At 69.8% G+C, this 26,225-nt stretch carries 25 protein-coding genes; 12 read left to right on the forward strand and 13 right to left on the reverse strand.

Going from position 1 to position 26,225, the window contains the following annotated elements:
• Positions 1 to 11 precede the first annotated feature (11 nt).
• From OG974_RS15680 to dusB, 5 genes are all read right to left on the reverse strand, one after another.
• Complete coding sequence (locus tag OG974_RS15680) at positions 12 to 416, reverse strand: VOC family protein (protein WP_327283336.1); 405 nt, start codon at positions 414 to 416, stop codon at positions 12 to 14.
• Positions 417 to 545: 129 nt separating this feature from the next.
• On the reverse strand, positions 546 to 1,010 hold the full coding sequence (locus OG974_RS15685; RefSeq protein WP_327283337.1) for a group III truncated hemoglobin: 465 nt from the start codon (positions 1,008 to 1,010) through the stop codon (positions 546 to 548).
• A 114-nt stretch (positions 1,011 to 1,124) separates the two neighbouring features.
• Positions 1,125 to 2,177, reverse strand: coding sequence for a helix-turn-helix domain-containing protein (locus tag OG974_RS15690; RefSeq protein WP_327283338.1), 1,053 nt, complete (start codon positions 2,175 to 2,177; stop codon positions 1,125 to 1,127).
• 390 nt (positions 2,178 to 2,567) lie between these two features.
• Positions 2,568 to 5,276, reverse strand: a complete 2,709-nt coding sequence (ppdK, locus tag OG974_RS15695) for a pyruvate, phosphate dikinase (protein WP_327283339.1) — start codon at positions 5,274 to 5,276, stop codon at positions 2,568 to 2,570.
• A 376-nt stretch (positions 5,277 to 5,652) separates the two neighbouring features.
• Positions 5,653 to 6,795: a tRNA dihydrouridine synthase DusB gene (dusB, locus tag OG974_RS15700; protein WP_327283340.1), complete on the reverse strand. Its 1,143-nt coding sequence runs from the start codon at positions 6,793 to 6,795 to the stop codon at positions 5,653 to 5,655.
• A gap of 64 nt (positions 6,796 to 6,859) precedes the next feature.
• Here dusB and OG974_RS15705 point away from each other — a divergent pair, with 64 nt between their 5' ends.
• A complete protein-coding gene (locus OG974_RS15705) occupies positions 6,860 to 8,311 on the forward strand; it encodes an MFS transporter (RefSeq protein WP_327283341.1) in 1,452 nt (483 codons plus the stop codon).
• 9 nt (positions 8,312 to 8,320) lie between these two features.
• On the opposite strand, the gene OG974_RS15710 is transcribed toward OG974_RS15705, so the two are convergent.
• Positions 8,321 to 8,785: a MarR family winged helix-turn-helix transcriptional regulator gene (locus OG974_RS15710; protein ID WP_327283342.1), complete on the reverse strand. Its 465-nt coding sequence runs from the start codon at positions 8,783 to 8,785 to the stop codon at positions 8,321 to 8,323.
• A gap of 91 nt (positions 8,786 to 8,876) precedes the next feature.
• On the opposite strand from OG974_RS15710, the gene OG974_RS15715 reads away from it, so the two are divergent.
• From OG974_RS15715 to OG974_RS15730, 4 genes are all read left to right on the forward strand, one after another.
• Positions 8,877 to 9,221, forward strand: a complete 345-nt coding sequence (locus OG974_RS15715; RefSeq protein ID WP_371643475.1) for a DoxX family protein — start codon at positions 8,877 to 8,879, stop codon at positions 9,219 to 9,221.
• Positions 9,222 to 9,278: 57 nt separating this feature from the next.
• A complete protein-coding gene (locus tag OG974_RS15720) occupies positions 9,279 to 10,295 on the forward strand; it encodes an aldo/keto reductase (protein WP_327283344.1) in 1,017 nt (338 codons plus the stop codon).
• Between the two features lie 21 nt (positions 10,296 to 10,316).
• Complete coding sequence (locus OG974_RS15725; RefSeq protein ID WP_328762703.1) at positions 10,317 to 10,910, forward strand: TetR family transcriptional regulator; 594 nt, start codon at positions 10,317 to 10,319, stop codon at positions 10,908 to 10,910.
• Positions 10,911 to 11,119: 209 nt separating this feature from the next.
• Complete coding sequence (locus OG974_RS15730; protein WP_371643477.1) at positions 11,120 to 11,770, forward strand: VC0807 family protein; 651 nt, start codon at positions 11,120 to 11,122, stop codon at positions 11,768 to 11,770.
• Between the two features lie 101 nt (positions 11,771 to 11,871).
• On the opposite strand, the gene OG974_RS15735 is transcribed toward OG974_RS15730, so the two are convergent.
• On the reverse strand, positions 11,872 to 13,254 hold the full coding sequence (locus OG974_RS15735) for a glycine--tRNA ligase (protein WP_327283347.1): 1,383 nt from the start codon (positions 13,252 to 13,254) through the stop codon (positions 11,872 to 11,874).
• Between the two features lie 155 nt (positions 13,255 to 13,409).
• Between OG974_RS15735 and OG974_RS15740 the strand changes: the two genes are divergently transcribed.
• From OG974_RS15740 to OG974_RS15755, 4 genes are all read left to right on the forward strand, one after another.
• Entirely contained in the window at positions 13,410 to 14,399 is a 990-nt protein-coding gene (locus tag OG974_RS15740; RefSeq protein WP_328762708.1) for a metal ABC transporter substrate-binding protein, read from the forward strand.
• A gap of 23 nt (positions 14,400 to 14,422) precedes the next feature.
• Positions 14,423 to 15,214 carry a metal ABC transporter ATP-binding protein gene (locus OG974_RS15745; protein WP_327283349.1) on the forward strand — a complete coding sequence of 264 codons (792 nt, stop codon included), beginning with the start codon at positions 14,423 to 14,425 and terminating at the stop codon, positions 15,212 to 15,214.
• On the forward strand, positions 15,214 to 16,080 hold the full coding sequence (locus OG974_RS15750) for a metal ABC transporter permease (RefSeq protein WP_327283350.1): 867 nt from the start codon (positions 15,214 to 15,216) through the stop codon (positions 16,078 to 16,080). Before OG974_RS15745 ends, OG974_RS15750 begins: the two co-directional genes overlap by 1 nt.
• Before the next feature lie 72 nt (positions 16,081 to 16,152).
• A complete protein-coding gene (locus OG974_RS15755) occupies positions 16,153 to 16,560 on the forward strand; it encodes a transcriptional repressor (protein WP_327285640.1) in 408 nt (135 codons plus the stop codon).
• Here the strand turns inward: OG974_RS15755 and OG974_RS15760 are convergent.
• The 5 genes from OG974_RS15760 to OG974_RS15780 form a co-directional block, all read right to left on the reverse strand.
• A complete protein-coding gene (locus OG974_RS15760) occupies positions 16,557 to 17,087 on the reverse strand; it encodes a hypothetical protein (protein ID WP_327283351.1) in 531 nt (176 codons plus the stop codon). The two genes, OG974_RS15755 and OG974_RS15760, sit on opposite strands and share 4 nt — an antisense overlap.
• Before the next feature lie 70 nt (positions 17,088 to 17,157).
• Positions 17,158 to 17,976, reverse strand: coding sequence for an isoprenyl transferase (locus OG974_RS15765; protein WP_327283352.1), 819 nt, complete (start codon positions 17,974 to 17,976; stop codon positions 17,158 to 17,160).
• 11 nt (positions 17,977 to 17,987) lie between these two features.
• Positions 17,988 to 18,734 (reverse strand): DNA repair protein RecO, encoded by a 747-nt coding sequence (gene recO, locus OG974_RS15770; RefSeq protein WP_134075430.1) that lies wholly within the window; start codon positions 18,732 to 18,734, stop codon positions 17,988 to 17,990.
• A gap of 85 nt (positions 18,735 to 18,819) precedes the next feature.
• Positions 18,820 to 20,370: a nucleobase:cation symporter-2 family protein gene (locus tag OG974_RS15775; protein ID WP_328762713.1), complete on the reverse strand. Its 1,551-nt coding sequence runs from the start codon at positions 20,368 to 20,370 to the stop codon at positions 18,820 to 18,822.
• 621 nt (positions 20,371 to 20,991) lie between these two features.
• Complete coding sequence (locus tag OG974_RS15780) at positions 20,992 to 21,687, reverse strand: TerB family tellurite resistance protein (protein WP_327283354.1); 696 nt, start codon at positions 21,685 to 21,687, stop codon at positions 20,992 to 20,994.
• A gap of 203 nt (positions 21,688 to 21,890) precedes the next feature.
• Here OG974_RS15780 and OG974_RS15785 point away from each other — a divergent pair, with 203 nt between their 5' ends.
• Entirely contained in the window at positions 21,891 to 22,649 is a 759-nt protein-coding gene (locus tag OG974_RS15785; RefSeq protein ID WP_327283355.1) for an SDR family NAD(P)-dependent oxidoreductase, read from the forward strand.
• A gap of 58 nt (positions 22,650 to 22,707) precedes the next feature.
• On the opposite strand, the gene leuA is transcribed toward OG974_RS15785, so the two are convergent.
• The gene (gene leuA / locus OG974_RS15790; RefSeq protein WP_327283356.1) at positions 22,708 to 24,471 is read right to left on the reverse strand and encodes a 2-isopropylmalate synthase; all 1,764 of its coding nucleotides are present in this window, start codon (positions 24,469 to 24,471) and stop codon (positions 22,708 to 22,710) included.
• Positions 24,472 to 24,835: 364 nt separating this feature from the next.
• Between leuA and OG974_RS15795 the strand changes: the two genes are divergently transcribed.
• Positions 24,836 to 25,900: a M4 family metallopeptidase gene (locus OG974_RS15795; protein ID WP_327283357.1), complete on the forward strand. Its 1,065-nt coding sequence runs from the start codon at positions 24,836 to 24,838 to the stop codon at positions 25,898 to 25,900.
• A gap of 28 nt (positions 25,901 to 25,928) precedes the next feature.
• A complete protein-coding gene (locus OG974_RS15800) occupies positions 25,929 to 26,198 on the forward strand; it encodes a protealysin inhibitor emfourin (protein ID WP_328762715.1) in 270 nt (89 codons plus the stop codon).
• Positions 26,199 to 26,225: the final 27 nt, after the last annotated feature.

Consider the following 26,225-nt stretch of genomic DNA (forward strand, 5'->3'; position numbering starts at 1 on the left):
GAGCGGGGGCATCAGCCCTGGACGGCCGCCGGGTCCATCCACACGTACTCCCAGACGTGGCCGTCCAGGTCCTCGAAGGCCCGGCCGTACATGAAGCCGAGGTCCTGGGCCGGGCGGGGCTCGGTGCCGCCGGCCGCGAGGGCGGCGCCGACGACCTCGTCGACCTTCTCCCGGCTCTCCGCGCTCAGGGCGAGCATGACCTCGGTGGTCTTGGTGGCGTCCGCCACCTCCTTGGTCGCGAAGTCCTTGAAGCGCTCCTCGGTCATCAGCATCGCGAAGATCGTGTCGCTGATGACGAGGCAGCCGGTCTTCTCGTCGCTGAACTGGGGGTTGAAGGAGTAGCCGAGCTCGCCCCAGAACGCCTTGGCGGCGTCGATGTCCTTGACGGGCAGGTTGACGAAGATCATGGTGGGCATCTCGGTTCCTCATCTCTCGTGTACGTGCTTTCGAGAGATAGACCGGGGTGCCCGGGAAAACTCATCGCTGCGGCGGAAAACTTTTCCGAAGTTCCCGCCGGGCAGCCGGGTGGGGCGCGTCAGCGCAGGTCAGGCCGTGGAGCGGAGCTGTAGGGCGGCCAGCGGGACGAAGCCCCGGGTGTCCTCCCGGCGGAGCAGCGCCGGGTCCGGCCCGGCCAGCCGCTTGTGCAGGGCCAGGGCGATCCGCTCGCCCGTCGCCTTCGCCCGCTCCGCGTTCGGCCCCCGGTACAGGCCGTCGACGGCGGCGCGCCACAATTGCACCCACCGTCCGAAGTCCTCGGCGGTCATCGCCCGCGCCGCGTGCAGGGCGGCGTGCGGGGCGAAGGCGTCGCGCCCGTAGCCGGCCGTACGGAACAGGGCCCGCTCCCAGAAGTCGGTGATCCGCGGCAGGTGGACCTCCAGGTCCGTGCCGGCCACCTCGGTGAAGAACGGCCCGATGCGCCGGTCGGCGAATGCGGCCGTGTAGAAGCGGCGCAGCACGACGGCGAGGTCGGCGCGGCCGCAGATGTCGTTGTCCGCGGCGAACTGGTTCATCGTTCCAGCATCTTGGCGCGGGCCCGCGGCCGCCAGGGCTGAAAGTCCTGCGGTTCGTCACTTCGTGGGCCGTGGCCCCGGACCGCGCTTCGCGCCCCGGGGCCGCCGGGCACACTACGAGGCCACCGCTCCGCCCTTCAGCAGCGCGGCCCCCAGCGGGGTCACCGTGTGCAGGACGGCGTTGCCCCGGCGCAGGGTGGTGACCAGACCCGCCTCGCGCATCACGCAGGCGTGCTGGCTCGCGGAGGCCAGCGAGACCCCGGCCCGGCGGGCCAGCTCGCTGGTGGTGGCGCCGTCGCCTATGGCCCGCAGCACCACCGAGCGGGTGTGCCCGACGAGCTTGCCCAGCGTGCGCTGGCGCTGCTCCTCCAAGGGCCGAATCGATTCGGCGCCGGTGGGGGCCGAGGCCAGCTGCGCGGCCGCCGGGTAGACCAGCACCGGGGGCAGCTCCGGGTCGTGCAGGGTCACGGCGGTGCGCCGGCAGAAGAAGGACGGCTGGAGCAGCAGCCCGCGCCCCCGCAGCCGTACGTCGCGGTCCACGGGGTAGTCGCACTCCAGGACCGGCGCCCGCCAGCGCAGCATCGGCGGCAGCGAGGCCAGCAGCTCGTCCGCGCCTCCGTCCAGCAGGGCCCGGCCGCGCGCGGCCCGCTCGGCCTCGATCTGGGCCTGGATGTGCGTCCAGTACGGCTCCACGGCCGCCCGGTGGTAGCCGCGCAGCTCGCCCAGCAGCCTCGGCAGGTGCTTGGTGCCGCCGTCCATGAAGTCGCGCAGCCGTCGCGGGACCAGCGCGTCGGCGCCCCCGCTCACGGCCGAGGGCATGCCGAACGCGGCTCCCACGGCTGTGCCCGCGCCCAGTAGCGCGAGCTCGCGCCGCATCCGCTCGGGGCGGATCCCGCGCAACGCGTCCAAGCCCACGTCCCACCCGTACTGCCCCTCAACAGGGGTCAGGAAATCGGGAAAATAACCACGACTCGGTATGAGCGCACCGAGCAAACGTGTTTCACTATTCAACCTGCTCCGGGTTTCCGTACGCCATTCACCGAAGAGCCGCGCATCACGCCGGTCTCTTAAGCGGTGAAAACTCAGAATCGTTTCCCACAACGCATCGGGACGCCCTGCCATCCGTACGCGTGCCAGGTCCACTCCAGTGAAATGGATACGCAGCACCGAACCCCCACCTGTGCAACCGCAATCCCCCCGCCTCATGAGTATGCATGCCGTCACACGTTGTCACCACGCCCTTTCGGCCACAGTTGAAACCCCTTTCGGCAGGGGCGTGACAACCGAAATCCTGTACTCCGCCAGGCACACTCCAGTGCGACCGAAACGCTCCGTGAAGGCCGTGGGGGGCTTTGCGGGGCCTGGCGGTCGGTCGCACCGGGAAGCGCCGACGTGCCTGGCAGATTGACAGCAGGCGGTGGACGGGTGGGGATCCGTCCACCGCCTGCTGGCGTAAAGATTTGTTGAACAACAAAAAATGGGCGCGTCCGCCCTCGGGGGTCAGGGAACCCGGGGGCGGACGCGCAGTCAGCGGGCCCTGTCAGGGCCGTGAAGGGCTCAGCGGCTGTCGCTGCCCTTCGCCTCGGCCGCGGCGCGGCCGGCCTCCAGGCGCGCCACCGGAATGCGGAACGGCGAGCAGGAGACGTAGTCGAGACCCACCTCGTGGAAGAAGTGGACCGACTCGGGGTCACCGCCGTGCTCGCCGCAGACGCCGAGCTTGAGGTCGGGGCGGGTCGCCCGGCCGGCCTGGACCGCACTGCGGACCAGCGCGCCGACGCCGTCCTTGTCGATGGTCTCGAACGGCGAGACCCCGAAGATGCCCTTCTCCAGGTACGCGGTGAAGAAGCTGGCCTCGACGTCGTCGCGGGAGAAGCCCCACACCGTCTGGGTCAGGTCGTTCGTACCGAAGGAGAAGAACTGCGCGGCCTCGGCGATCTGGGCGGCCGTCAGGGCGGCGCGCGGCAGCTCGATCATCGTGCCGATGGTCAGCTTGAGGCTGGTGCCGGTGGCGGCCTCCACCTCGGCGATGACCGCGTCGGCCTCCTCGCGGACGATCTCCAGCTCCTGGACGGTGCCCACGAGCGGAACCATGATCTCGGCGCGCGGGTCGCCCTTGGCGTTCTTGCGCTCGGCCGCGGCCTCGGCGATCGCCCGGACCTGCATGGCGAACAGACCGGGGATGACCAGGCCGAGACGGACACCGCGCAGACCCAGCATCGGGTTCTGCTCGTGCAGCTTGTGCACGGCCTGGAGCAGGCGCAGGTCGTTCTCGTTGGCGTCCTTGCGGGCCTCGGCGAGGGCGACGCGCACCGACAGCTCGGTGATGTCGGGCAGGAACTCGTGCAGCGGCGGGTCCAGCAGGCGGACGGTGACGGGCAGCCCGTCCATCGCCTCGAACAGCTCGACGAAGTCCTTCTTCTGGAGCGGCAGGAGGGCACTCAGTGCCTCCTCGCGCTCCTTGTCGGTGTCCGCGAGGATCAGGTGCTCGACCAGCTCGCGGCGCTCACCGAGGAACATGTGCTCGGTGCGGCACAGGCCGATGCCCTGGGCACCGAAGCGGCGGGCGCGCAGCGCGTCCTCGGCGTTGTCGGCGTTGGCGCGCACCCGCAGCCGGCGGACGCGGTCCGCGTAGGCCATGATCCGGTGGACGGCGGCGACCAGCTCGTCGGCGTCGTCGGCACCTGCGTGCATACGGCCCTCGAAGTACTCGACGACCGGGGACGGTACGACGGGTACCTCACCGAGGTAGACCTTGCCGGTGGAGCCGTCGATGGAGACGACGTCGCCCTCCTCGATCACCTGGCCGCCGACCGTCATGCGGCGGCGCTTGGTGTCGACTTCGAGGTCCTCGGCGCCGCAGACGCAGGTCTTGCCCATGCCGCGGGCCACGACGGCCGCGTGCGAGGTCTTGCCGCCGCGCGAGGTCAGGATGCCCTCGGCGGCGATCATGCCGTCCAGGTCGTCCGGGTTCGTCTCGCGGCGGATCAGGATGACCTTCTCGCCGGAGCGCGACCACTTGACGGCCGTGTACGAGTCGAAGACGGCCTTGCCGACCGCCGCACCCGGGGAGGCGGCGATGCCGCGGCCGAGCAGGGTCGTGGTGGCGCCGTCGTCGAAGCGGGGGAACATCAGCTGCGCGAGCTGGGCGCCGTTGACGCGCTGGAGGGCCTCGGCCTCGTCGATCAGGCCCTGGTCCACGAGCTGGGTGGCGATGCGGAACGCGGCGCCGGCGGTGCGCTTGCCGACGCGGGTCTGCAGCATCCACAGCTGACCGCGCTCGATGGTGAACTCGATGTCGCAGAGATCCTTGTAGTGGGTCTCCAGCGTCGTCATGATCGTCATGAGCTGGTCGTACGAGGCCTTGTCGATGGCCTCCAGGTCCGCCAGCGGGACGGTGTTGCGGATGCCCGCGACGACGTCCTCGCCCTGGGCGTTCTGCAGGTAGTCGCCGTACACGCCGGCGTGGCCGCTGGCCGGGTCGCGGGTGAAGGCGACGCCGGTGCCGGAGTCGGGGCCGAGGTTGCCGAAGACCATGGAGCAGATGTTGACCGCGGTGCCCAGGTCGCTCGGGATGCGCTCCTGGCGGCGGTAGAGCTTGGCGCGCTCGGTGTTCCAGGAGTTGAAGACCGCCTCGACGGCGAGGTCGAGCTGCTCGCGGGCGTCCTGCGGGAACTCGCGGCCGGCCTGCTTGGCGACGATCTTCTTGAAGCGGGTGACCAGCTTCTTCAGGTCGGCGGCGTCGAGGTCGGTGTCGACGGTGACCTTCTTGGCGGCCTTGGCCTCGTCGAGGGCCTCCTCGAAGAGCTCGCCGTCCACGTCCAGGACGGTCTTGCCGAACATCTGGATCAGGCGGCGGTACGAGTCCCACGCGAAGCGCTCGTTACCGGCCTGGGAGGCGAGGCCGGTCACGGATTCGTCGGAGAGGCCGATGTTGAGGACCGTGTCCATCATGCCGGGCATGGAGAACTTGGCACCGGAGCGCACGGAGACCAGGAGCGGGTCGTCCGACTGGCCGAGCTTCTTGCCCATCTTCGCCTCAAGGGCGGCCAGGTGGGCGCTGACCTCGTCGCGCAGCGCGGCCGGGGCCTCACCGCTGGCGAGGTAGACCTTGCAGGCCTCGGTGGTGATGGTGAAGCCGGGAGGGACCGGCAGACCCAGGTTGGTCATCTCGGCGAGGTTGGCCCCCTTGCCGCCGAGAAGGTCCTTGAGGTCGCGGTTTCCCTCGGTGAAGTCGTAGACGAACTTCTGATCTTTGTTTTCCGACACGGGTCTCGACTCCTCGAGGACTCGGTGGCTGCCCTGACGGCCAGGAACATACCCAGATCGAAGGCTTCTGGGTACGTCCACTTGGTCGTCATGCGGCTGTAACCACCCGTGCGCCACCAGATCGAAAGTAACCGAAGAGTAGCCAGAACCTACGAAGAGCGTTCACCTCCCGAAGGGTGAAGGGGCTCCTGCGGCGTGTTTACGCTCGGATGAGCGATCATCGATACATTTGCGTTCAAGTCTTGAACAAACAAAGGGTGGCACCCAGTGCCACCCTTTGGAAGTCTTACCCGTGATTTTCGCGCTCATGTGAGCGCAACCCCACCCATGCGTGGCGTATGTCACGCCGCCGGCGGCATAGTTTGTCAGCTGTTTCTCAGCCCCCGGACGTGTCCAGTTCGGCGTCCTCGCTCACGCCCGCGCAGTCGTACGGATCCTTCAGCCAGCCATCCGGAAGGACAACCCGGTTGTTTCCGGACGTCCGGCCGCGCGGGCCGTCCGCACTCTCGGGCCACGGCTGGTCCAGGTCGAGCTCGCTCAGATGAGCGTCCAGCTCGGCCAGCGACGAGGTGACCGCCAGCTTCTTGCGCATCTCGGAGCCCACCGAGAAGCCCTTGAGGTACCAGGCCACGTGCTTACGGAAGTCGATCACCCCGCGCGCCTCGTCGCCGATCCACTCACCGAGCAGTTCGGCGTGCCGGTGCATCGTGGCCGCGACCTCGCGCAGCGTCGGCTTGTGGAAGTCCTCCGGTCGCCCCTCGAACGCCGCGACCAGGTCGTTGAACAGCCACGGGCGTCCCAGGCAGCCGCGCCCCACCACCACGCCGTCGCAGCCGGTCTCGCGGACCATGCGCAGCGCGTCCTCGGCGCACCAGATGTCGCCGTTGCCGAGCACCGGGATCTCCGGCACGTGCTCCTTGAGCCGCGCAATGGCGTCCCAGTCGGCGGTGCCGCCGTAGTGCTGGGCGGTGGTGCGGCCGTGCAGGGCGATGGCGGTGACGCCCTCCTCGACGGCGATCCGTCCGGCGTCCAGGTAGGTGAGGTGGTCGTCGTTGATGCCCTTGCGCATCTTCATGGTGACCGGCAGGTCACCGGCGCCCGCGACCGCCTCGCGCAGGATCGCGCGCAGCAGGTTCCGCTTGTACGGGAGGGCGGAGCCGCCGCCCTTGCGGGTCACCTTGGGGACCGGGCAGCCGAAGTTGAGGTCGATGTGGTCGGCGCGGTCCTCCTCGACGATCATGCGGACCGCCTTGCCGACCGTCGCCGGGTCGACCCCGTACAGCTGGATCGAGCGGGGCTTCTCGGAGGCGTCGAAGTGGATCAGCTGCATGGTCTTCTCGTTGCGCTCGACCAGGGCGCGGGTCGTGATCATCTCGCTCACGAACAGCCCCTTGCCGCCGCTGAACTCGCGGCAGAGGGTACGGAACGGGGCATTGGTGATGCCGGCCATGGGGGCGAGCACCACGGGGGGCTGCACGGTGTGCGGGCCGATCGCGAGCGGCGGGGGGAGCGTGGTCATCCCCCCATTGTCGCCCAGACGAATCGCATCACGCATTTCTTTAGTTAGGCGTACTATCGTAACTATGCCCGAGTCGAGTCGTCGTCGCAGACTCCTGGTCCTGGCGATCTGCTGCACGAGCCTGCTCATCGTCAGCCTCGACGTGACGGTGCTCAACGTCGCCCTGCCCTCGATGCGCCGCGAGCTGGACGCGTCCGTCGCCGGCATGCAGTGGACGATCGACGCGTACACGCTGGTCCTGGCCTCGCTGCTGATGCTGGCGGGCTCCACGGCGGACCGGATCGGGCGCCGCAGGGTCTTCGCCGCGGGCCTGGTGGTCTTCACCGCGGGCTCGCTGCTCTGCTCGCTCGCGCCGAGCCTGGAGTGGCTGATCGCCTTCCGGATGGTCCAGGCCGTGGGCGGCTCGATGCTGAACCCGGTCGCCATGTCGATCATCACCAATACGTTCACGGATCCGCGCGAGCGGGCCCGTGCCATCGGCGCCTGGGGCGCGGTGGTCGGCATATCCATGGCCGTGGGCCCGCTGATCGGCGGACTGCTCGTGGATTCCGTCGGCTGGCGGTCCATTTTCTGGCTCAACCTCCCGGTCGGGCTGCTGGCGCTGGTGCTGACGCTGCGCTTCGTCCCCGAATCGCGGGCCGCGCACCCGCGCCGCCCGGACCCGGTGGGCCAGCTGCTGGTCATGACCCTGCTGGGCTCCGTGACGTACGGGATCATCGAGGCGCCGACCGCGGGCTGGAACGCTCCGGTCATCCTCGGCTGCGCGGCCGTGGCCGTGGCCTCGCTGGCGGGGCTGCTGTTCTACGAGCCGCGCCGGGCGGAGCCCCTGATCGACCCCCGGTTCTTCCGGAGCGCTCCCTTCAGCGGCGCGACGGTGATCGCCGTCAGCGCCTTCGCCGCGCTGTCCGGGTTCCTGTTCCTCAACACCCTGTACCTGCAAGACGTACGGGGGCTGAGCGCGCTCGACGCCGGGCTCTACATGCTGCCGATGGCTGCGCTCGCCTTCATCTGCCCCCCGTTGTCGGGGCGACTGGTGGGCAGTCGGGGGCCGCGGCCGTCGCTCCTGATCGCGGGGACGGCGATGGCGTCGAGCGGGCTCCTGTTCGCCGCCTTCTCGGCGCAGACCTCGACGCCGCTGCTGTTCACCGCGTACGTGTTGTTCGGGCTGGGCTTCGGCATGGTCAACGCGCCCATCACGAACACGGCGGTCTCCGGTATGCCCCGGGCCCAGGCGGGTGTCGCGGCCGCGGTCGCCTCCACCAGCCGGCAGACCGGCGGCACGCTGGGCGTGGCCGTGATCGGCGCGGTGCTGGCCGCGGGGACGGCCGGCGGCGCCGATTTCACCGAGGCGACCCGGCCGGCCTGGTGGGTCATCACGGCCTGCGGACTGCTCGCGCTCGTCGTGGGCGCCGTGACCAGCGGCCGGTGGGCGATGCGGACCGCGGCACGAACCGCCCGCACGCTGGAGCGGACGCCCGCGGAACCGAAGCCGGCCGCTGTCCCGCCGAGGGGCTGACGGGGCCCGCTACTCGGTGCAGTTGAAGTCGTCGGCGTTCGAGTCGATCCGGGCCAGCAGCCCGCGCAGTGCGTCCCGGTCCTGCTGCGAGAGCGCGGCGAACATGGCGAGTTCGACCTCGTCGAGCGCCGCGTTCGTCTTGGCGAGGGCGGCCGATCCGGCCTCGGTGATGGCCACGTTGTGACGGCGGCGGTCGGCCGGGTCCCGGCGGCGGACGGCCAGGCCCTCGCCCTCCAGGTCGTTGAGGATGCCGACGAGCACGCTCGGGTCCACCTCCAGCCGCTCGGCGAGTGCCCGCTGACCGACGGGGCCGACCTCCAGGTGCATGAGCGTCATCGCGTGCCGCGGGGTGAGCCCAGCCGTGCTGAGCGCCTTCTTCATCCGGGTCTCGGTGATCGAGCCGTGCCAGGCCAGCAGCAGGCCCAGCCGCTGCGGGGGGTGCGGGGATTCCTGAGCTGCCTGAGCTGCCGTCATATCGGACATCGTAACAACCCGGGAATGGTTGCAGACTATCGATCGTTGATGCTATTCAATTATCTGCAACCCCCGATCGTTGGAGTCCAACATGTTCATTGCCTATGCCGTCGTCGCCGGCCTGCTCGCACTCGTCCTGGCCGCGTCCGCCACGTTCACGCTCCAGCGGAACGAGGCGGTCATGGCGAGCATGCGGAAGGTCGAGGTCCCGGACAGCTGGCTGCCCCGGCTGGCCGCACTGAAGGCGGCCGGTGCGATCGGACTGGTCGCCGGCCTGTGGGTGACACCACTGGGCGTCGCCGCCGCCGTCGGCGTGACCCTCTACTTCGCGGGCGCGGTGATCAGCCACCTGCGCGTCAAGGACTTCGAACTGGCCCCGGCGGCGGTCCTGACCCTGGCCGCAGCGGCTGCACTGACCCTGCGCATGGCGGCATAGCCGCACTGACGAGTGACAGATATTGAAATCTGTCACTCGTCATGCCATGGTTCTTCCATGACGACGAACGAGAACACCCGCACCCTCGGCTCGACCGGCCCCTCCGTCTTCCCGCTGGGTCTGGGCTGCATGGGCATGTCCGCCCTGTACGGGGAGGCCGACCGCAGCGAGTCGATCGCGACCATCCACGCCGCCCTGGACGCCGGGGTCACGCTGCTCGACACCGGCGACTTCTACGGCATGGGCCACAACGAGCTGCTCATCGGCGAAGCCCTGCGCACCGCGCCCGCCGCCGCCCGCGAGCAGGCGCTGACCAGCGTGAAGTTCGGCGCGCTGCGGACGGTCGAGGGCGGCTTCGCCGGCTATGACGGCCGCCCCGATGCAGTCAGGAACTTCCTGGCCTACTCGCTCCAGCGCCTGGGTCGGGACCACATCGACGTCTACCGGATCGCCCGCGTCGATCCGGCGGTCCCGATCGAGGAGACCGTCGGTGCCATCGCCGAGGCCGTCGAGGCCGGGCACGTGCGGCACATCGGCCTCTCCGAGGTCGGCGCGGACACCCTGCGCCGGGCCGCGGCCGTGGCTCCGATCGCCGACCTCCAGATCGAGTACTCGCTCATCTCCCGCGGCATCGAGGAGGAGATCCTGCCGACCGCCCGCGAGCTGGGCATCGGGATCACGGCGTACGGGGTACTGAGCCGCGGCCTGATCAGCGGGCACTTCAGCCGTGACCGGGAGCTGGCGCCGGGCGACTTTCGCGGGATGAGCCCCCGCTTCCAGGGCGAGAACCTCCGGCACAACCTCGACCTCGTCGACGCCCTGCGCAAGGTCGCGGAGGACAAGGGGGTCAGCATCGCGCAGACCGCCATCGCGTGGGTGCTCTCGCGCGGCGAGGACATCGTGCCGCTGGTGGGTGCCCGCCGCCGGGACCGACTGTCCGAGGCACTGGGTGCCATGGACGTGAAGCTGAGCCCTGCGGACCTGGCGGCCATCGAGGAGGCGGTCCCGGCCGGAGCCGCGGCCGGCGACCGGTATCCGGCAGCCCAGATGGCCCACCTCGACAGCGAGCGCTGAGCGGGCGGTACGGTCGTACTCATGCCCCCCGCTGCCGCCGAGCCCCTGACACCCGAGCGCATCCTCGAAACCACCGAGGAAGTGCTGCGCCGATTCGGCCCGACCAAGGCGACCGTGGTGGACGTGGCCCGGGCCCTGGGCGTCAGTCACGGCAGCGTGTACCGGCACTTCCCGTCGAAGGCGGCGCTGCGCGAGGCCGTCACGGACCGCTGGCTCGCCAAGAGCGTGGTCCGCCTGGGGGAGATCGCCTCGGCCCCCGACGGGACCGCGCCCTCCAAGCTGGAGGCGTGGCTGGAGGCGCTCTTCGAGGCCAAGCGCCACAAGGCGGGTGACGACCCCGAGCTGTTCGCGACGTACACGGTGCTGCTCGCCGAGAACAGCGGTGTGGTGGACCACCACCTGACACAGCTCATCGACCAACTGGGCCGGATCATCTCCGAAGGCGTCGAGGCGGGCTCGCTCAGTGCGCCCGACGTGCCGGCGGCCGCCCGTGCGGTGTTCGACGCCACCGGCCGTTTCCACGATCCGCAGTACGCGGCCGATTGGCTCTCGCCCACGATCATCACGGAGTTCGAGGCGGTCACCTCGCTCGTGATCCGGGGCCTGCGCGCCTGACCGGGGGCCACACCGTACGGAACGAGCCACTCCGCACAGCTTGATGATCATTTTGGGTGTGGCTTACTTGTCCGTAACCCGTCAAATTTCATACGGTCCCCCTACCGCACTTCATCAGGCACGTTCCAGGGGGAACCTTGTCCGCTCAGTCCACTCAGGCAGCGCCGCCCGCACCTCCCGCCCGTTCGGGCGGGGCCGCTGCAATCGGCTTGATCCTGTCCATCGCGCTCAGCGCGGTCGCACCGATCGTCACCTACAACACGCTCGTCGACGACCACGGTTGGAGCGAGGCTTCGGCGCTGCTGGCCAGTGGCGCCTGGCCGGTGCTCGACACCGCCGTCATGGTGGCCTGGCGGCGCAAGCTCGACGAGTTCGCCATCATCGCCCTGGTGTTCCTGGTGATCACCGCCGTGGTCTCCCTCGTGGGCGCCCAGTCCGCCCAGGCCCTGCTGGTCAAGGACTCCGCCGTCACGGGCCTGTTCGGGCTGCTGTGCCTGGCGACGCTGCTCGCGCCGCGTCCGCTGATGTTCTACTTCGGCCGCAAGTTCGGCACGGACGGCACCCCGGCGGGCGTGGCGTACTACAACGACCTGTGGCGGTTCGAGGGCTTCCGCAACACCCAGCGCCGCATGACCCTGGTCTGGGGCGTGGTGTACCTCATCGAGGCGGCGGTCCGGATCGTCCTGTCGTACATCCTGGACACCTCCACCATGGTGACCCTCAGCCCGTTCATGATCTACGGGACGCTCGGCGGCCTGTCCCTCTGGACGGTCCGCTTCGTCAAGCACGCCAAGGCGGAGGGCGAGAAGCGGGCCGCCGAGGCGGCCGCCGCCGCGCAGGCCGCGGGCTCCGCGGCCTGACCTCTCGGACGGCCCGGTACGGAAAAGACCGGTGGCCCGGTGCGCGATCCGCGCACCGGGCCACCGGTCGTTCAAGCGAAAAACGAGCAGCCAGGCAGGAACTAGCAGCCGAGCAGACGGCTGCCCAGGTAGCTCTGGATCTGGTCCAGGGAGACGCGCTCCTGCTTCATGGTGTCGCGCTCGCGCACGGTCACCGCGTTGTCGTCCAGGGTGTCGAAGTCGACGGTGACGCAGAACGGCGTACCGATCTCGTCCTGACGGCGGTAGCGGCGGCCGATGGCGCCCGCGTCATCGAACTCGATGTTCCAGTTCTTGCGCAGGTCAGCGGCGAGGCCCTTGGCCTTCGGCGACAGCTGCGCGTTGCGGGACAGCGGCAGGACGGCCACCTTGATCGGGGCCAGGCGCGGGTCGAAGCGCATCACGGTGCGCTTCTCCATGACGCCCTTGGCGTTCGGGGCCTCGTCCTCGTTGAACGCGTCGAGCATGAAGGCGAGCATGGCGCGGTTGACACCGGCCGCCGGCTCGATGACGTACGGGGTGTAGCGCTCCCCCGACTCCTGGTCGTGGTAGGTGAGGTTCGCGCCCGAGGCCGCGGAGTGGGCCTTGAGATCGAAGTCGGTGCGGTTGGCGACGCCCTCCAGCTCGGAGAACTCATTGCCACCGAAGTTGAAGCGGTACTCGATGTCGGCGGTGCGCTTCGAGTAGTGGGACAGCTTCTCCTTCGGGTGGTCGTACCAGCGGATGTTCTCCTCGCGGATGCCGAGGTCGCGGTACCAGTTCCACCGCTCCTGCATCCAGTACTCCTGCCACTGCTCGTCCTCGCCCGGCTTGACGAAGAACTCCATCTCCATCTGCTCGAACTCGCGGGTGCGGAAGATGAAGTTGCCCGGCGTGATCTCGTTGCGGAAGGACTTGCCCATCTGCGCGATGCCGAAGGGCGGCTTCTTGCGCGAGGTGGTCTGCACCACGGCGAAGTTGGTGAAGATGCCCTGGGCGGTCTCGGGGCGCAGGTACGCCTTGGAGCCGGTGTCCTGGGTCGGGCCGAGGTGGGTCTCCAGCATGCCGGAGAACTGCTTGGGCTCGGTGAACTGGCCCTTCACACCGCAGTTGGGGCAGTTGATGTCGGCGAGGCCGTTCTCGGGGAGACGGCCGTGCTTGGCCTCGTACGCCTCTTCCAGGTGGTCGGCGCGGTGGCGCTTGTGACACGAGGTGCACTCGGTGAGCGGGTCGGAGAAGGTCGCGACGTGACCGGAGGCGACCCAGACCTCGGGGGCCAGGATCACGGAGGAGTCGATGCCGACGATGTCCTCACGCCCGGTGACCATCGCCTTCCACCACTGGCGCTTGATGTTCTCCTTGAGCTCGACACCGAGCGGGCCGTAGTCCCAGGCGGCCTTGGAGCCGCCGTAGATCTCACTGCACGGGAAAACGAAGCCACGGCGCTTGCTCAGGCTGACGATGGTTTCGATCTTGTCGGCGGCCACGGTGCTCTCTTCATTACGAGGACGAACGGCGAATGCCTCAGGTTACCGGCGCCCGCACCCCCCCTTTCAAATCGGTTCCCGTTCCACGGCCCCTCGGCCGGGCCTCCGACCAGGGTTTTTGACAACCGTTTCCATCTTTGATGAAAATGGATGTCATGAACGCACGACGACTCATACCCGCCGCCGCCCTCGCCGGAGCCGTCGCCCTCGGCGCCACGGCCCTCACCGCCTGCTCCGGAGCCTCCGCCGCAGGTGGCCGCGAGGACGGCAAGCTGCAGGTCATGTCGTCGTTCTACCCGATGCAGTTCCTCGCCGAACAGATCGGCAAGGACCACGTGAAGGTCGCCACCCTGACCAAGCCGGGCGTCGAACCCCACGACCTGGAGATCACCCCGCGGCAGACCGGCCAGCTCGGCGAATCCGACGTGGTGATCTACCTCAAGGGCCTGCAGCCCGCCGTCGACAAGGCCGTCGCCCAGTCCGGCGTGAAGCACGTCGTCGACGCCGCCGCCCTCACCGAACTGGAGGTCCACGCCTCCGCCGGCCACGACCACGCCCACGAGGGCGAGGAGGCCCACGCCGGGGAAGAGGGCCACGACCACGGCCACAGCCACGACGAGGCCGGCGAGGACCCCCACGTCTGGCTCGACCCGGTGAAGTATGCGGAGGTCGCCAAGGGCGTCGGCGCGGCCCTGGAGAAGGCCGACCCCGGCCACGCGGCCGAGTACCGCAAGAACGCTGACGAGCTGGCCGGCAAGCTGGCTGCGCTCGACACCGAGTTCAAGGACGGCCTGAAGGACACCGCGTCCAAGACCTTCATCACCACGCACTCCGCCTTCGGCTACCTCGCCGAGCGCTACGGCCTCGACCAGGAGGGCATCTCCGGCGTCGACCCCGAGTCCGAGCCGAGCCCGGCCCGGATGAAGGAGCTCCAGGCCGTCGCGAAGAAGGACAATGTCTCGACCGTGTTCTTCGAGGCGCTGGCCAGCGGCAAGACGGCCAAGACGCTCGCCACCGACACGGGCCTGAAGACCGACGTCCTCGACCCGCTTGAGGGCATCTCCGACAAGTCCCAGGGCGCTGACTACTTCGAGGTCATGCGGTCCAACCTGAAGAACCTGCAGAAGGCGCTCGGTAGCAAGTGATGGCAGTAACGGAGGCGCGTGCCATGGAGTCCAAGCCCGCCGAGGTCGCGGACCAGCCCGTCATATCCCTGCGCGGGGCCACGGCCTCGCTCGGCTCCCGCCCCGTGTTGCGCGGGGTCGACCTCACCGTCCGGCGGGGCGAGGTCGTCGCCCTGCTCGGCGCCAACGGCTCCGGCAAGTCCACCGCCGTGCGCGCCGTCGTCGGGCAGGTCCCGTTGTCCGACGGCGAGCTGGCCCTGTTCGGGACGGACTTCAAGCGCTTCCGCGCCTGGTCGCGCATCGGGTACGTCCCGCAGCGCACCACCGCGGCCAGCGGCGTCCCGGCCACCGTCCGCGAGGTCGTCTCCTCCGGCCGGCTCGCCCGCTCCCGCTTCGGCATCCTCCGCAAGGCTGACAGGGCCGCCGTCGGGCGGGCCCTGGACCTCGTCGACATGGGCCAGTACGCCGACGCCTCGGTCAACGCCCTCTCCGGCGGTCAGCACCAGCGCGTGCTCATCGCGCGGGCGCTCGCCGTGGAGCCCGAACTGCTGATCATGGACGAGCCGATGGCCGGCGTGGACCTCGCCAACCAGGAGGTCCTCGCGAACGCGCTGCGCGAGCAGGTCGCCGCCGGCTCCACCGTCCTGCTCGTGCTGCACGAGCTGGGCCCGCTGGAGCCGCTGATCGACCGCGCCGTCGTCCTGCGCGACGGCTGCGTCGTCCACGACGGCCCGCCCCCGGAAGCCGTGGGCCAGCACGCCCTGCCCGGCCACGACCACGTACACCCGCACGCGGCGCACGACGCCGAGCCCCTTCGGACGGGACTGCTGAGCTGATGGACCTCTTCACCTACGCCTTCATGCAGCGGGCCCTGCTCGCGGCCGTCCTGGTCGGCGTCACCGCCCCGGCCATCGGCACGTACCTGGTGCAGCGCCGCCAGGCCGTCATGGGCGACGGCATCGGGCACGTGGCCATGACCGGTGTCGCGCTCGGTTTCCTGCTCAACGCGAGCCCGGTGTGGATCGCGACCCTGGTCGCCGTCGTCGGCGCGGTCGGCATGGAGCTGATCCGCTCCCGCGGCAAGACCAGCGGCGACATCGCGCTCGCCATGCTCTTCTACGGCGGCCTGGCCGGCGGCGTGATGATCATCAACCTGGCTCCGGGCGGCTCGACGGCCAGTCTGACCAGCTACCTGTTCGGCTCGATCACCACGGTCTCCGCCGAGGACGTCACCGCGGTCGTGGTCCTCGCCACGTTCGTCGTCGCCGTCACCCTCGGCCTGCGCCGCCAGCTGTTCGCGGTCTGCCAGGACGAGGAATTCGCCCGGGTCACCGGCCTTCCGGTGCGGTTCCTGAACCTGCTGATCGCGGTCACCGCCGCCGTCACGGTCACCGTGGCCATGCGGATCGTCGGCCTGCTGCTGGTCAGCGCCATGATGGTGATCCCCGTCGCGGCGGCGCAGCGCGTCACCCGCGGTTTCACCGCCACCCTGTCGGTGGCCATGGTGATCGGCGTGCTGGTCTCGCTGTCCGGCACGATTGCGACGTTCTACATCGACGCCCCCTCCGGCGGCACCATCGTGCTGCTCGCCATCGGCGTCTTCATGGTGATGACCGCCCTGTCCACGCCGCTGGCCCGGCGCCGGGCGAAGGCGGCCCGCGCCGCCGAAGAGGTCTGCACGCGCGATGATGTGAAGGTCTAGGAGGGACGGCCGCCTGGCACAATGGGCCGAGGCCGATACGAGGAGGAACCGGTGGCGACTGCGCCTGGCGAGATGAATACCGCGCCAGTACGAGGACGGTCCACCCGGCAGCGGGCAGCCGTCGCCGCGGCGCTGGACGAGGTGGACGAGTTCCGCAGCGCCCAGGAGCTGCACGACATGCTCAAGCACCGCGGTGACTCCGTGGGCCTGACCACCGTGTACCGCACCCTCCAGTCGCTCGCCGACGCCGGCGAGGTCGACGTCCTGCGCACCAGTGACGGCGAGTCGGTCTACCGGCGCTGCTCCACCGGGGAGCACCACCATCACCTGGTCTGCCGCAAGTGCGGCAAGGCGGTCGAGGTGGAGGGCCCGGCGGTGGAGAAGTGGGCGGAGTCCATCGCCGCGGAGCACGGCTTCGTGAACGTCGCCCACACGGTGGAGATCTTCGGCACCTGCGCCGACTGCGCGGCCGCCGGCTAGAGCCGGTTCAGGTTCGCGTCCAGGAGCGCGCGCAGCCGCTCGACCTCCGCGGGGCCCTGGGCTCCGCGCTTGGGCAGGATCGTCATCGCCACCGCCCGCTTGGCGACGCTGAGCGTGACGAAGGTGTCGGCCGTCTCCATGTACATCGGCTGCGCGGCCCAGTTGATGCGTGTCTGCGTGTCGGTGGTGCTCACCTGCAGCCCGGTGGCGTCCACCACCGCCGTGGTCTCCCCCGCCTTGGCCAGCAGTCCCGCGAAGGCCCGCGCCGTGAGCTGCGGGCCTTGGAGCGTGAGTGCGAGCAGCAGGACCCCGCACCCCGCGATGAGCAGCGGCTTGCCGACGGGTCCGTCGCCCAGGGCCGCCACCCCTCCGAGGGTCAGCAGCAGCACCGCGAAGCCCGCCGTCAGCATCCGCTTGCGGCGGCCCGCGGGCACCCGGGCGTCACGCGCCCGGAGCGCCTGCGCGACGTCCGCCGTGGTGATCCGGTAGGCGAGCCGTACCGGCACCTGTTCCACGCTCATGTCCATGACAGCAAACCCTATGGTCGGGGCGCGTTCCCGGCGACGGCCTTTCGCGCCGGGCCGGCCCCGACCGGGGTCAGGCGCTCGGCTCGGCCTGGTTCGGGACCGCGCCACCGAAGCGGCGGTCCCGCTGGGCGTACTCCAGGCAGGCCTGCCACAGGTTGCGGCGGTCGAAGTCCGGCCACAGCACGTCCTGGAAGACCATCTCCGCGTACGCGCTCTGCCACAGCAGGTAGTTCGAGGTGCGCTGCTCGCCGCTCGGCCGCAGGAAGAGGTCCACGTCGGGCATGTCCGGGTAGTACATGTACTTCGCGAAGGTCTTCTCGTTGACCTTCGACGGGTCCAGCCGGCCCGAGGCCACGTCCCGCGCGATCGCCTGCGCCGCGTCCGCGATCTCCGCGCGGCCGCCGTAGTTCACGCAGAAGTACAGGGTCATCGCGTCGTTGTCGACGGTCTGCTCCTGCGCGACCTGAAGCTCCTGGACGACCGACTTCCACATCTTCGGCATGCGGCCGACCCAGCGGATCCGGATGCCCAGCTCGTTCATCTCGTCGCGGCGGCGCCGGATGACGTCACGGTTGAAGTTCATCAAGAAGCGGACCTCGTCGGGCGAGCGCTTCCAGTTCTCCGTCGAGAAGGCGTACAGGGAGAGGTTCTTGACGCCCATCTCCAGGCAGCCCTTGAGCACGTCGAGCACGACGCCCTCGCCGACCTTGTGGCCCTCGGTGCGCGGCAAACCGCGCTCCTTGGCCCAGCGGCCGTTGCCGTCCATGACCACGGCCACGTGGTTCGGGACGAGCTCGCCGGGGATCTTCGGCGGGACCGCACCGGACGGGTGCGGCTCGGGAACCTTGTACTCCCGGCGAGAACGTCCCAGAATCCCGCGTCGTGCCATGTGTCCAGCTCCTATTTCTCGACGTATCGCAGGGAGCGTAGCCCGCGCTCCAGATGCCAGTGCAAATAGGCGGAGACGAGCCCGCTGCCCTCCCGCACGTACCGCGCCTCGCAGGCGTCCGCATGCCCCCAGTCGCCCGTCAGCAGCGCGCTGAGCAGGGCGATGGCCTCCGACGAGGGTACGACGCTGCCGGCCACCCGGCAGTCCCCGCAGACGACCCCGCCCGCGGCGACGGAGAAGTGCCGGTTGGGGCCGTGGATCCCGCACTTCGCGCAGTCCGTGAAGCTGGGCGCGTAGCCGTTGACGGCGAGGGAGCGCAGCAGGAACGCGTCGAGGATGAGGTTCGGCTCGTGCTCGCCGCGCGAGAGCGTGCGCAGGGCGCCGATCAGCAGCAGGTACTGCTGCACCGCGGGTTCGCCCTCGTTCTCGGTGAACCGTTCGGCGGTCTCCAGCATCGCGGTGCCGGCGGTGTAGCGGGCGTAGTCGGTGACGATGCCGTTGCCGTACGGGGCGATGATCTCGGTCTGGGTGCAGAGCGGGAGGCTGCGGCCGACCAGCTCGCTGCCCCGGGCGAAGAACTGCACGTCGGCGTGGGAGAAAGGTTCCAGCCCGGCGCCGAACTTGGACTTCGTGCGCCGCACCCCGCGGGCGACGGCCCGCACCCGTCCGTGGCCCCGGGTGAGGAGCGTGATGATGCGGTCCGCCTCACCCAGCTTCTGGGTGCGCAGCACGATGCCGTCGTCGCGGAACAGACTCATGCGCCCATTGTCGCCTGCCCGGGCACGGCGACGGCCCTCCGTCCGGACACGGGTCCGGACGGAGGGCCATCGCCCCTTGGGAGGGTCAGGAGGCGGGCGCGGCCTCCTCGTCCGCGTCTGCCTTCACGGCGGTGGCGGCGGCTGCGCTCACGGCGGCGCCGACCGTGGCCTCGGCCACCGTCTCCGCGTCGGCGGCCGCCTCGGCTTCCACACCGGCTTCCGCCTCGGCCGGGGCCGCCGCCTGGGCCGGCACCGCGGCCGGTACGACGCTGTGCGCATCGTCCTTGGCCAGGCCGTTGAAGATCAGGTTGAGCACGATCGCGGCCGTGGCTCCGAGCGTCACACCACTGTTGAGGAGCGAGGACAGGTCCGCGTCCATGTGGTCCTTGAAGAGGACCGGGACGGTGGCCGGGAGCAGCGCGAAAGCCAGGGAGACGCCCACGACCAGCGCGTTCTTCTCCTCCTTGAGGTCGACCTTGGCGAGGGTCTGGATACCGGCCAGGGCCACCATCGCGAACATCACCGTCGCCGCGCCGCCGAGCACTCCGTGCGGGACCGCGGCCACGATCGCGGCGGCCTTGGGGATCAGCCCGAGCGCGATCATGAAGACGCCCGCGGCGACCACGACGAAGCGGCTCTTGACCTTGGTCATGCGGACCAGGCCGACGTTCTCGGCGAAGGCCACGTAGGGGAAGGAGTTGAGGATGCCGCCGAGGGCGGTCGCGGCTCCGTCGGCGCGCAGGGCGCGGGCCACGGTCTCGCTGTCGATGTCCTTGCCGACGATGTCGCCGACGGCGTACGTGTCACCGGTCGTCTCGACCATGGTGATCAACATGACGATGAGCATCAGCAGGATCGGGAACCAGGCGAACTTCGGCGCTCCGTAGTGGAACGGCGTGGTGATGCCGATCCAGTCCGACTTGCTCACGTCGCCGAACTTGGCGTCGCCGAGCAGGAAGGCGACGACGGTGCCGCCGACCAGGCCGAGCAGGATGGAGATGCTGGAGAGGAAGGGCTTGCCGAGCTTCATCAGGACGAGGATGAAGAGCATCGTGCCGCCGGCGTACGCGAAGTTCTTCGGGTCGCCGAAGTCGGGGGTGCCGACGCCGCCCGCGGCGTCGTTGAGGCCCACGGGGATCAGCACGATGCCCAGGACGGTGATCACCGTGCCGGTGACGACCGGCGGGAAGAGGCGCATGACCGCCCGGAACGCCTTGGGGGGCAGCCACGCGAAGGCGAAGGTGGCGATGCCGGCCGTGATCACGGCGCCGTAGATGACGAGCAGGCCCGCCGTTCCGCCGCCCGCCCCGAGGCCGATGGCGATCATCGGGGACACCGCGGTGAAGGTGACGCCCTGGATCAGGGGCAGGCGCGCACCGATCCGGCCGATCCCCCACGCCTGGATGATCGAGGCGATGCCGCAGGTGAACAGGTCCGCGTTGATCAGGTAGACCAGCTGCTCGGTGGTCAGGCCGAGGGCACCGCCCACGATGATCGGAACGATCACCGCACCGGCGTAGAACGCGAGTACGTGCTGGAAGCCGTACAGCGCGAGCTTGGGGAGGGGGAGCACCTCGTCGACCGGGTGCGTGCTCTGCTCTCCGTTGGCGGAAAGCCGGGCGGCGACACGTGCCATCTCTGCCTTGCCCTTCAAGAGGTAGGTAATCGAGAGGAATCTGGTTATCCCTGGCCGAAGTGGGTCTCTCTCCCGTTGGTTCGCCAGGGTTGTCAGTGCGTTCACGTGAATCGAAGCCCCGCTGTGTTACTGGCGGCGTCTCGTCGTGTGACCGGAATTGAACGCCTGTGGGAGGGCTCACAGATATCGTCGACTTCCACAAAGTGTTGACGTTTGAGGATGTCTGATCTGTAGGTTTCGCCAGTGGCGGATGCCTCCGCAGGGGCGTATGGCCGAAACCCTCCGGGTCGATCCACCTCGACTACGCAACAGCGAAGCGATGGCCCCTGAGCTGCTCATATGGACTTTGCGGCATTCGGCAGCGCAAAGTCGAGGGTTTCGCTCCCGGTGTCCAATTGGTGGATCAACCGACGCCGGAGCGCGCGGCTCCCCGCTTCGCACGGCGTGCGCGGGGCCGCGAATTCGGTCGCACGAGGCCGGATCGTTACCTCGGCCGAAGGCGTTTCGGCCGGTTCTACGCGCGGAGCCCATCGAGGCGGCGGAACCGGCCCGCCCCGGCCGTCCGCAACGGCCGCCGGATCAGGCAGCCGCCGCGGACCTCACTGCGGCCCCGCCGACGGGCTACGGCGCGCGGACGGCCGACAGGAGGCGGGTCACCTCGTCGGAGGCGATCCGCAGGGCGGCGCCCACCGTGGCGAGCACCTCGCGCTCGGCCGGGGTGTACGGGCCGTCCGCGAGGGCGATCCGCGCACCCTGCAGCAGGATCGATTCGCGCCCGGGCCCGGACAGGTGCGGACCCAGCGGTTCCAGTGCCTCGTGGAGCTCGATCGCCAGCGCGGCGCCACAGCACTCGGGGCCGTCGTACAGCCCGATCCGGCCCTCGTCGGTGGCCAGCGCCTCCACCAGGGACTCCAGCTGGTCCTCCGTGCAGTCCTGGAAGCCCGCCGCCCGTACGGCTGACACGGCGGCCTCCAGCGCGCCGCGCGAGGCGGTCCCGCCCGCCGCGAGCACGGCCAGCGTCACGGTGTGCACGGCGTCGCGCAGCATCGCCGAGAAGCGGGTGGTGGTCAGGTGGTCGAGGACCTCGGTCTCGAAGCGCTCCCGGCAGCCCTGGCACTCGATGACGGGCCCGGCCTGTCCGCGCGGCAGCAGCGGGATGCCGAGGACCGTGAACCGGCGGCGCCCGGTGCGCCGGCGGTAGTTGCGGTCGCCACCGCAGTCGGGGCAGAAGAACTCCCCGTCGCCCACGGTGTTCCAGGTGGTGCGGATGCCCCAGACCATCAGCTTCCGGCCGTCCCCACCCCGAACTGGCAGCACGTAGCACCTCCGTAACTCCCCCGTGGCTCTGCGGGCACGGGCGGGAACCCCAGGCAGCATCGCCGGGTGGGCGTGATGTTAGCCACATCGGTGAGGATGCGTCAGTCGTGTGACAAGACAACATGCCCCGCCGCCCGCACTTGGCCGGTCTGCGTCCCCGCGCCTGCGCCCGCCGGCGCCGCATTGTGCCTACGCTCGCCCGCGTGAACGAGAAATCCTGTCTGGTCACGGGCGCGGCGAGCGGGATCGGCCGCGCCACCGCCCGTCTGCTGGCCCGCTCCGGCGCCTTCGTGACGGCGGCCGACATCAATGGCCCCGGCGTGGAGGAACTCCGTACGGAACTGGCTGCCGAGGGGTTCGCCATCACCGTCGTGGCAGGTGACGTCGCCGATCCGGATGCCAACCACGCGATGGTCGAGGCAGCGCTCGGGGCGTACGGACGGCTCGACGTCGCCGTGGCGAACGCCGGAGTGATCCCTCTTTCGGATGTACGCGAGACCGGCCCGGCCGACTGGGACCGGGTCATGTCGATCGACGGCCGGGGGATGTTCCTGACCTGCAAGTACGCGATCGAGGCGATGCTGGCGCAGCCGGACCCGGGCGGGGCGCTGGTCTGCGTGTCCTCGGTCTCGGGGGTGGCGGGCCAGGCCCGGCAGGCGGCGTACGGGCCGGCGAAGTTCGTGGCGTCGGGGCTGACGAAGCACCTGGCGGTGGAGTGGGCGGCGCACGGGATCCGCGTCAACGCGGTGGCACCCGGCACCATCCGTACGGAGCGGGTGCTGGCGCTGAAGGACGAGCCGGGCGGCCCGGAATACCTGGCGGAGGTCTCCGCGGCCCATCCGATGGGCCGGCTCGGCGAGCCGGAGGAGGTGGCCCGGGTCATCGCCTTCCTCGCCTCCGACGCGGCCTCGTTCGTGACGGGCGCGGTGGTGCCGGTGGACGGCGGCTACCTGGCCCGCTGAACGCCGCGGCCCCGCCCCTCCGGGTGGAGGGGCGGGGCCGCGGCGCGGCAGGCGGATATCAGCGGCCCGCGCGGTTGACGGCGGAGATGACCGCCTTCAGGGAGGCGCGGGTGGTGTTGGCGTCGATGCCGATGCCCCACAGGACGCGGCCGTCGATCGCGCACTCGATGTACGAGGCGGCCACGGCGGAGGCGCCCTCGCTCATCGTGTGCTCGGTGTAGTCCAGCAGGCGGGCGTCGACGCCGATGCCGGCCAGGGCATCGAAGAAGGCCGAGATCGGACCGTTGCCGGTGCCGTTCAGGACCGCGTCCACACCGTCCACGACCGCCTCGACGGTCAGCGTGTCCGTGCCGTCCTTGTCGGTGGCCGTCGAGCCCGAGCGCAGCTGGATGCGGCCCCACGGGTTCTCGGGGTTGGGCAGGTACTCGTCGGAGAAGACGTCCCAGATCGCCTTCGGCGTGACCTCGCCGCCCTCGGCGTCGGTCTTGGCCTGGATGATCCGCGAGAACTCGATCTGCATGCGGCGCGGCAGGTCCAGCTTGTGGTCGTTCTTCAGGACGTACGCGATGCCGCCCTTGCCGGACTGCGAGTTGACCCGGATGACCGCCTCGTAGGAGCGGCCGACGTCCTTCGGGTCGATCGGCAGGTACGGGACCGCCCACTCGATGTCGTCGACGGTCTTGCCCTGGGCGGCCGCGTCGGCCTCCATGGCGTCGAAGCCCTTCTTGATGGCGTCCTGGTGGGAGCCGGAGAAGGCGGTGTAGACCAGGTCGCCCGCGTAGGGGTGGCGCGGGTGGACCTCCATCTGGTTGCAGTACTCGCTGGTGCGACGGATCTCGTCGATCTGCGAGAAGTCGATCTGCGGGTCGATGCCCTGCGAGAACAGGTTCATGCCCAGCGTGATCAGGTCGACGTTGCCGGTGCGCTCGCCCTGCCCGAACAGGCAGCCCTCGATGCGGTCGGCGCCGGCCATCAGGGCCAGCTCGGCGGCGGCGACGGCGGTGCCGCGGTCGTTGTGCGGGTGCACGGAGATGCAGACGTGCTCGCGGCGGGTCAGGTTGCGGGCCATCCACTCGAAGCGGTCCGCGTGCGTGGACGGCGTCGAGCGCTCCACGGTGGCGGGCAGGTTCAGGATGATCTCGCGGCCCTCGGCCGGCTGCCATACGTCACAGACGGCCTCGCAGACCTCCAGGGCGAAGTCCAGCTCCGTGTCGGTGAAGATCTCCGGGCTGTACTGGTAGCCGAAGGTGGTCTCCGGGCCCAGCAGCTTCTCGGCGTACTCCATGACCAGGCGGGTGCCGTCGACGGCGATCTGCTTGATCTGCTCCTTGGAGCCGCGGAAGACGACCCGGCGGAAGGTCGGGGCGGTCGCGTTGTACAGGTGAACGGTGGCGCGCTTGGCGCCGACCAGCGACTCGACGGTCCGCTCGATCAGGTCCTCGCGGGCCTGGGTCAGTACGGAGATGGTGACGTCGTCCGGGACCGCGCCCTCTTCGATGATGGAGCGTACGAACGCGAAGTCGGTCTCGCCGGAGGACGGGAAGCCGACCTCGATCTCCTTGTACCCCATGCGCACCAGCAGGTCGAACATCTCGCGCTTGCGGGCGGGGGTCATCGGGTCGATCAGCGACTGGTTGCCGTCGCGCAGGTCGGTGGAGAGCCAGCGGGGGGCCTTGGTGACGCGGGCGTCCGGCCAGGTGCGGTCGGCGATGTCCACCTGCTCGTACCGGCCGTACTTGTGGATCGGCATCCCGGAGGGCTTCTGGGAGTGGGTCGCGTTGGTGATGGGCGTGGGGCGACCGACAAAAGGCTGCTGGCTCATGGCGTTGGGCTCCTCGCGTGTCCGCGTGTAGTTCGCTGGGACGGCCGACGGCGGTCGTAAAAACCGCAACACCAAACTCCGCGGGGAGGGGGTCGGCCTACGACTACAGACCCTCGCCGCGGCAGCTAAGGAGAAGCAGCCCGAAACGCATGATGGGCCGAGCCTATCCGAGCCGCGCCGTAACGCGAGGACCTGTTTCAGTATGCGGGACTGCCATGTCCGATTTGTACCTAATGTGAGCTACGCCTCTTTCCTCGCTACAGGTCAGGTTGATCCGTCAACGCGGCGTGACGGATTTCAGACAACTGAATGAATCATGGTTGCAGGTAGTGACACCGTCATGACCCACTGCCACATTGCCGGGATGGATGCCTCCCACGTTCACCGCCACCCCGTCTTCTGCACGGTGGTCCCGCCCCACCTGCTCGACAAGATCGCCCGGTCCGAGGACGCACGGCGCGCCGACGCCGCCCAGCGCACCCTTGAACAGGACGCCTTCCTGCGCACACGGCGCCGGGTCACCACCGTCCGGGGGATCGCCCCCGCCCCGGGGACGCCCGTCTCCGACGAACCGCAGCGGACCGTTTACGACGCACAGCACCGCACCCGGCTGCCCGGGAAGAAGGTGCGCGGGGAGGGCGGCGAGGCGAGCAAGGACGCCACGGTCAACCGCGCGTACGCGGGACTCGGCGCCACGTACGAGCTGTTCCTGAAGGGCTTCGGCCGGCACTCGATCGACGACTCCGGGCTGGCCCTCGACGCGAGCGTGCACTACGGCCAGGAGTACAACAACGCCTTCTGGGACGGCCAGCAGATGGTGTTCGGCGACGGGGACGGTGACCTGTTCCTCGACTTCACCGTGTCGGTGGACGTCATCGGGCACGAGCTCACCCACGGGGTCACCCAGTACACGGCGAACCTCGACTACCACGGGCAGTCGGGCGCCCTGAACGAGTCGATGTCCGACGTCTTCGGCTCGCTGATCAAGCAGTACTCGCTGGACCAGACGGCCGGGGACGCGGACTGGCTGATCGGCGCCGGACTGCTCGGCCCGAACGTCAGCGGGGTCGCGCTGCGCTCGATGAAGGCGCCGGGCACCGCGTACGACGACGACGAGCTCGGCAAGGACCCGCAGCCGGCGACGATGGACGACTACGTCAAGACCTCACAGGACAACGGCGGGGTGCACATCAACTCCGGCATCCCGAACCACGCGTTCTACCTCGTGGCCACCGAACTCGGCGGCAAGGCGTGGGAGCGGGCCGGGCGGATCTGGTACGACACGCTGACGGGCGGCGAACTCGCGGCCGAGGCGACCTTCCAGGACTTCGCGCGGCTGTCGGTGGCGGCCGCGGTGGCCCGGTACGGGGACGGCGGCGCGGAACACCAGGCCTTGCAGAAGGCGTGGTCGGCGGTCGGCCTGGGATAGCCGGCCCATCCGGGATAGAAAGGCGGGCATGCGGATTCTGGTGGTGCGGACGGGCGGCTTCGCGGGCATCGAGCGCCGGGCCGAGGTGGACACCTCGGGCCTGCCCGACGAGGACGAGTGGCGGGCCCTTGCCCAGCTGTCGCTGAAGCCCGTACCGGCCGCCCCCGGATCGGACCGGGTACGGGACGGGTTCTCGTACCGGATCACGGTCGACGGCCGGACGGTCGCCTGCCAGGAACCGAACCTGTCGCAGGCCCAGCGGACGCTGATCTCCCGGCTGCTGAAGGAAGGTGCCTGACGAAGGCGCCCGAAGGAAGGTCGTCAC

The sequence above is a fragment of the Streptomyces sp. NBC_00597 genome, from assembly GCF_041431095.1.
Taxonomy (GTDB): Bacteria; Actinomycetota; Actinomycetes; order Streptomycetales; family Streptomycetaceae; genus Streptomyces.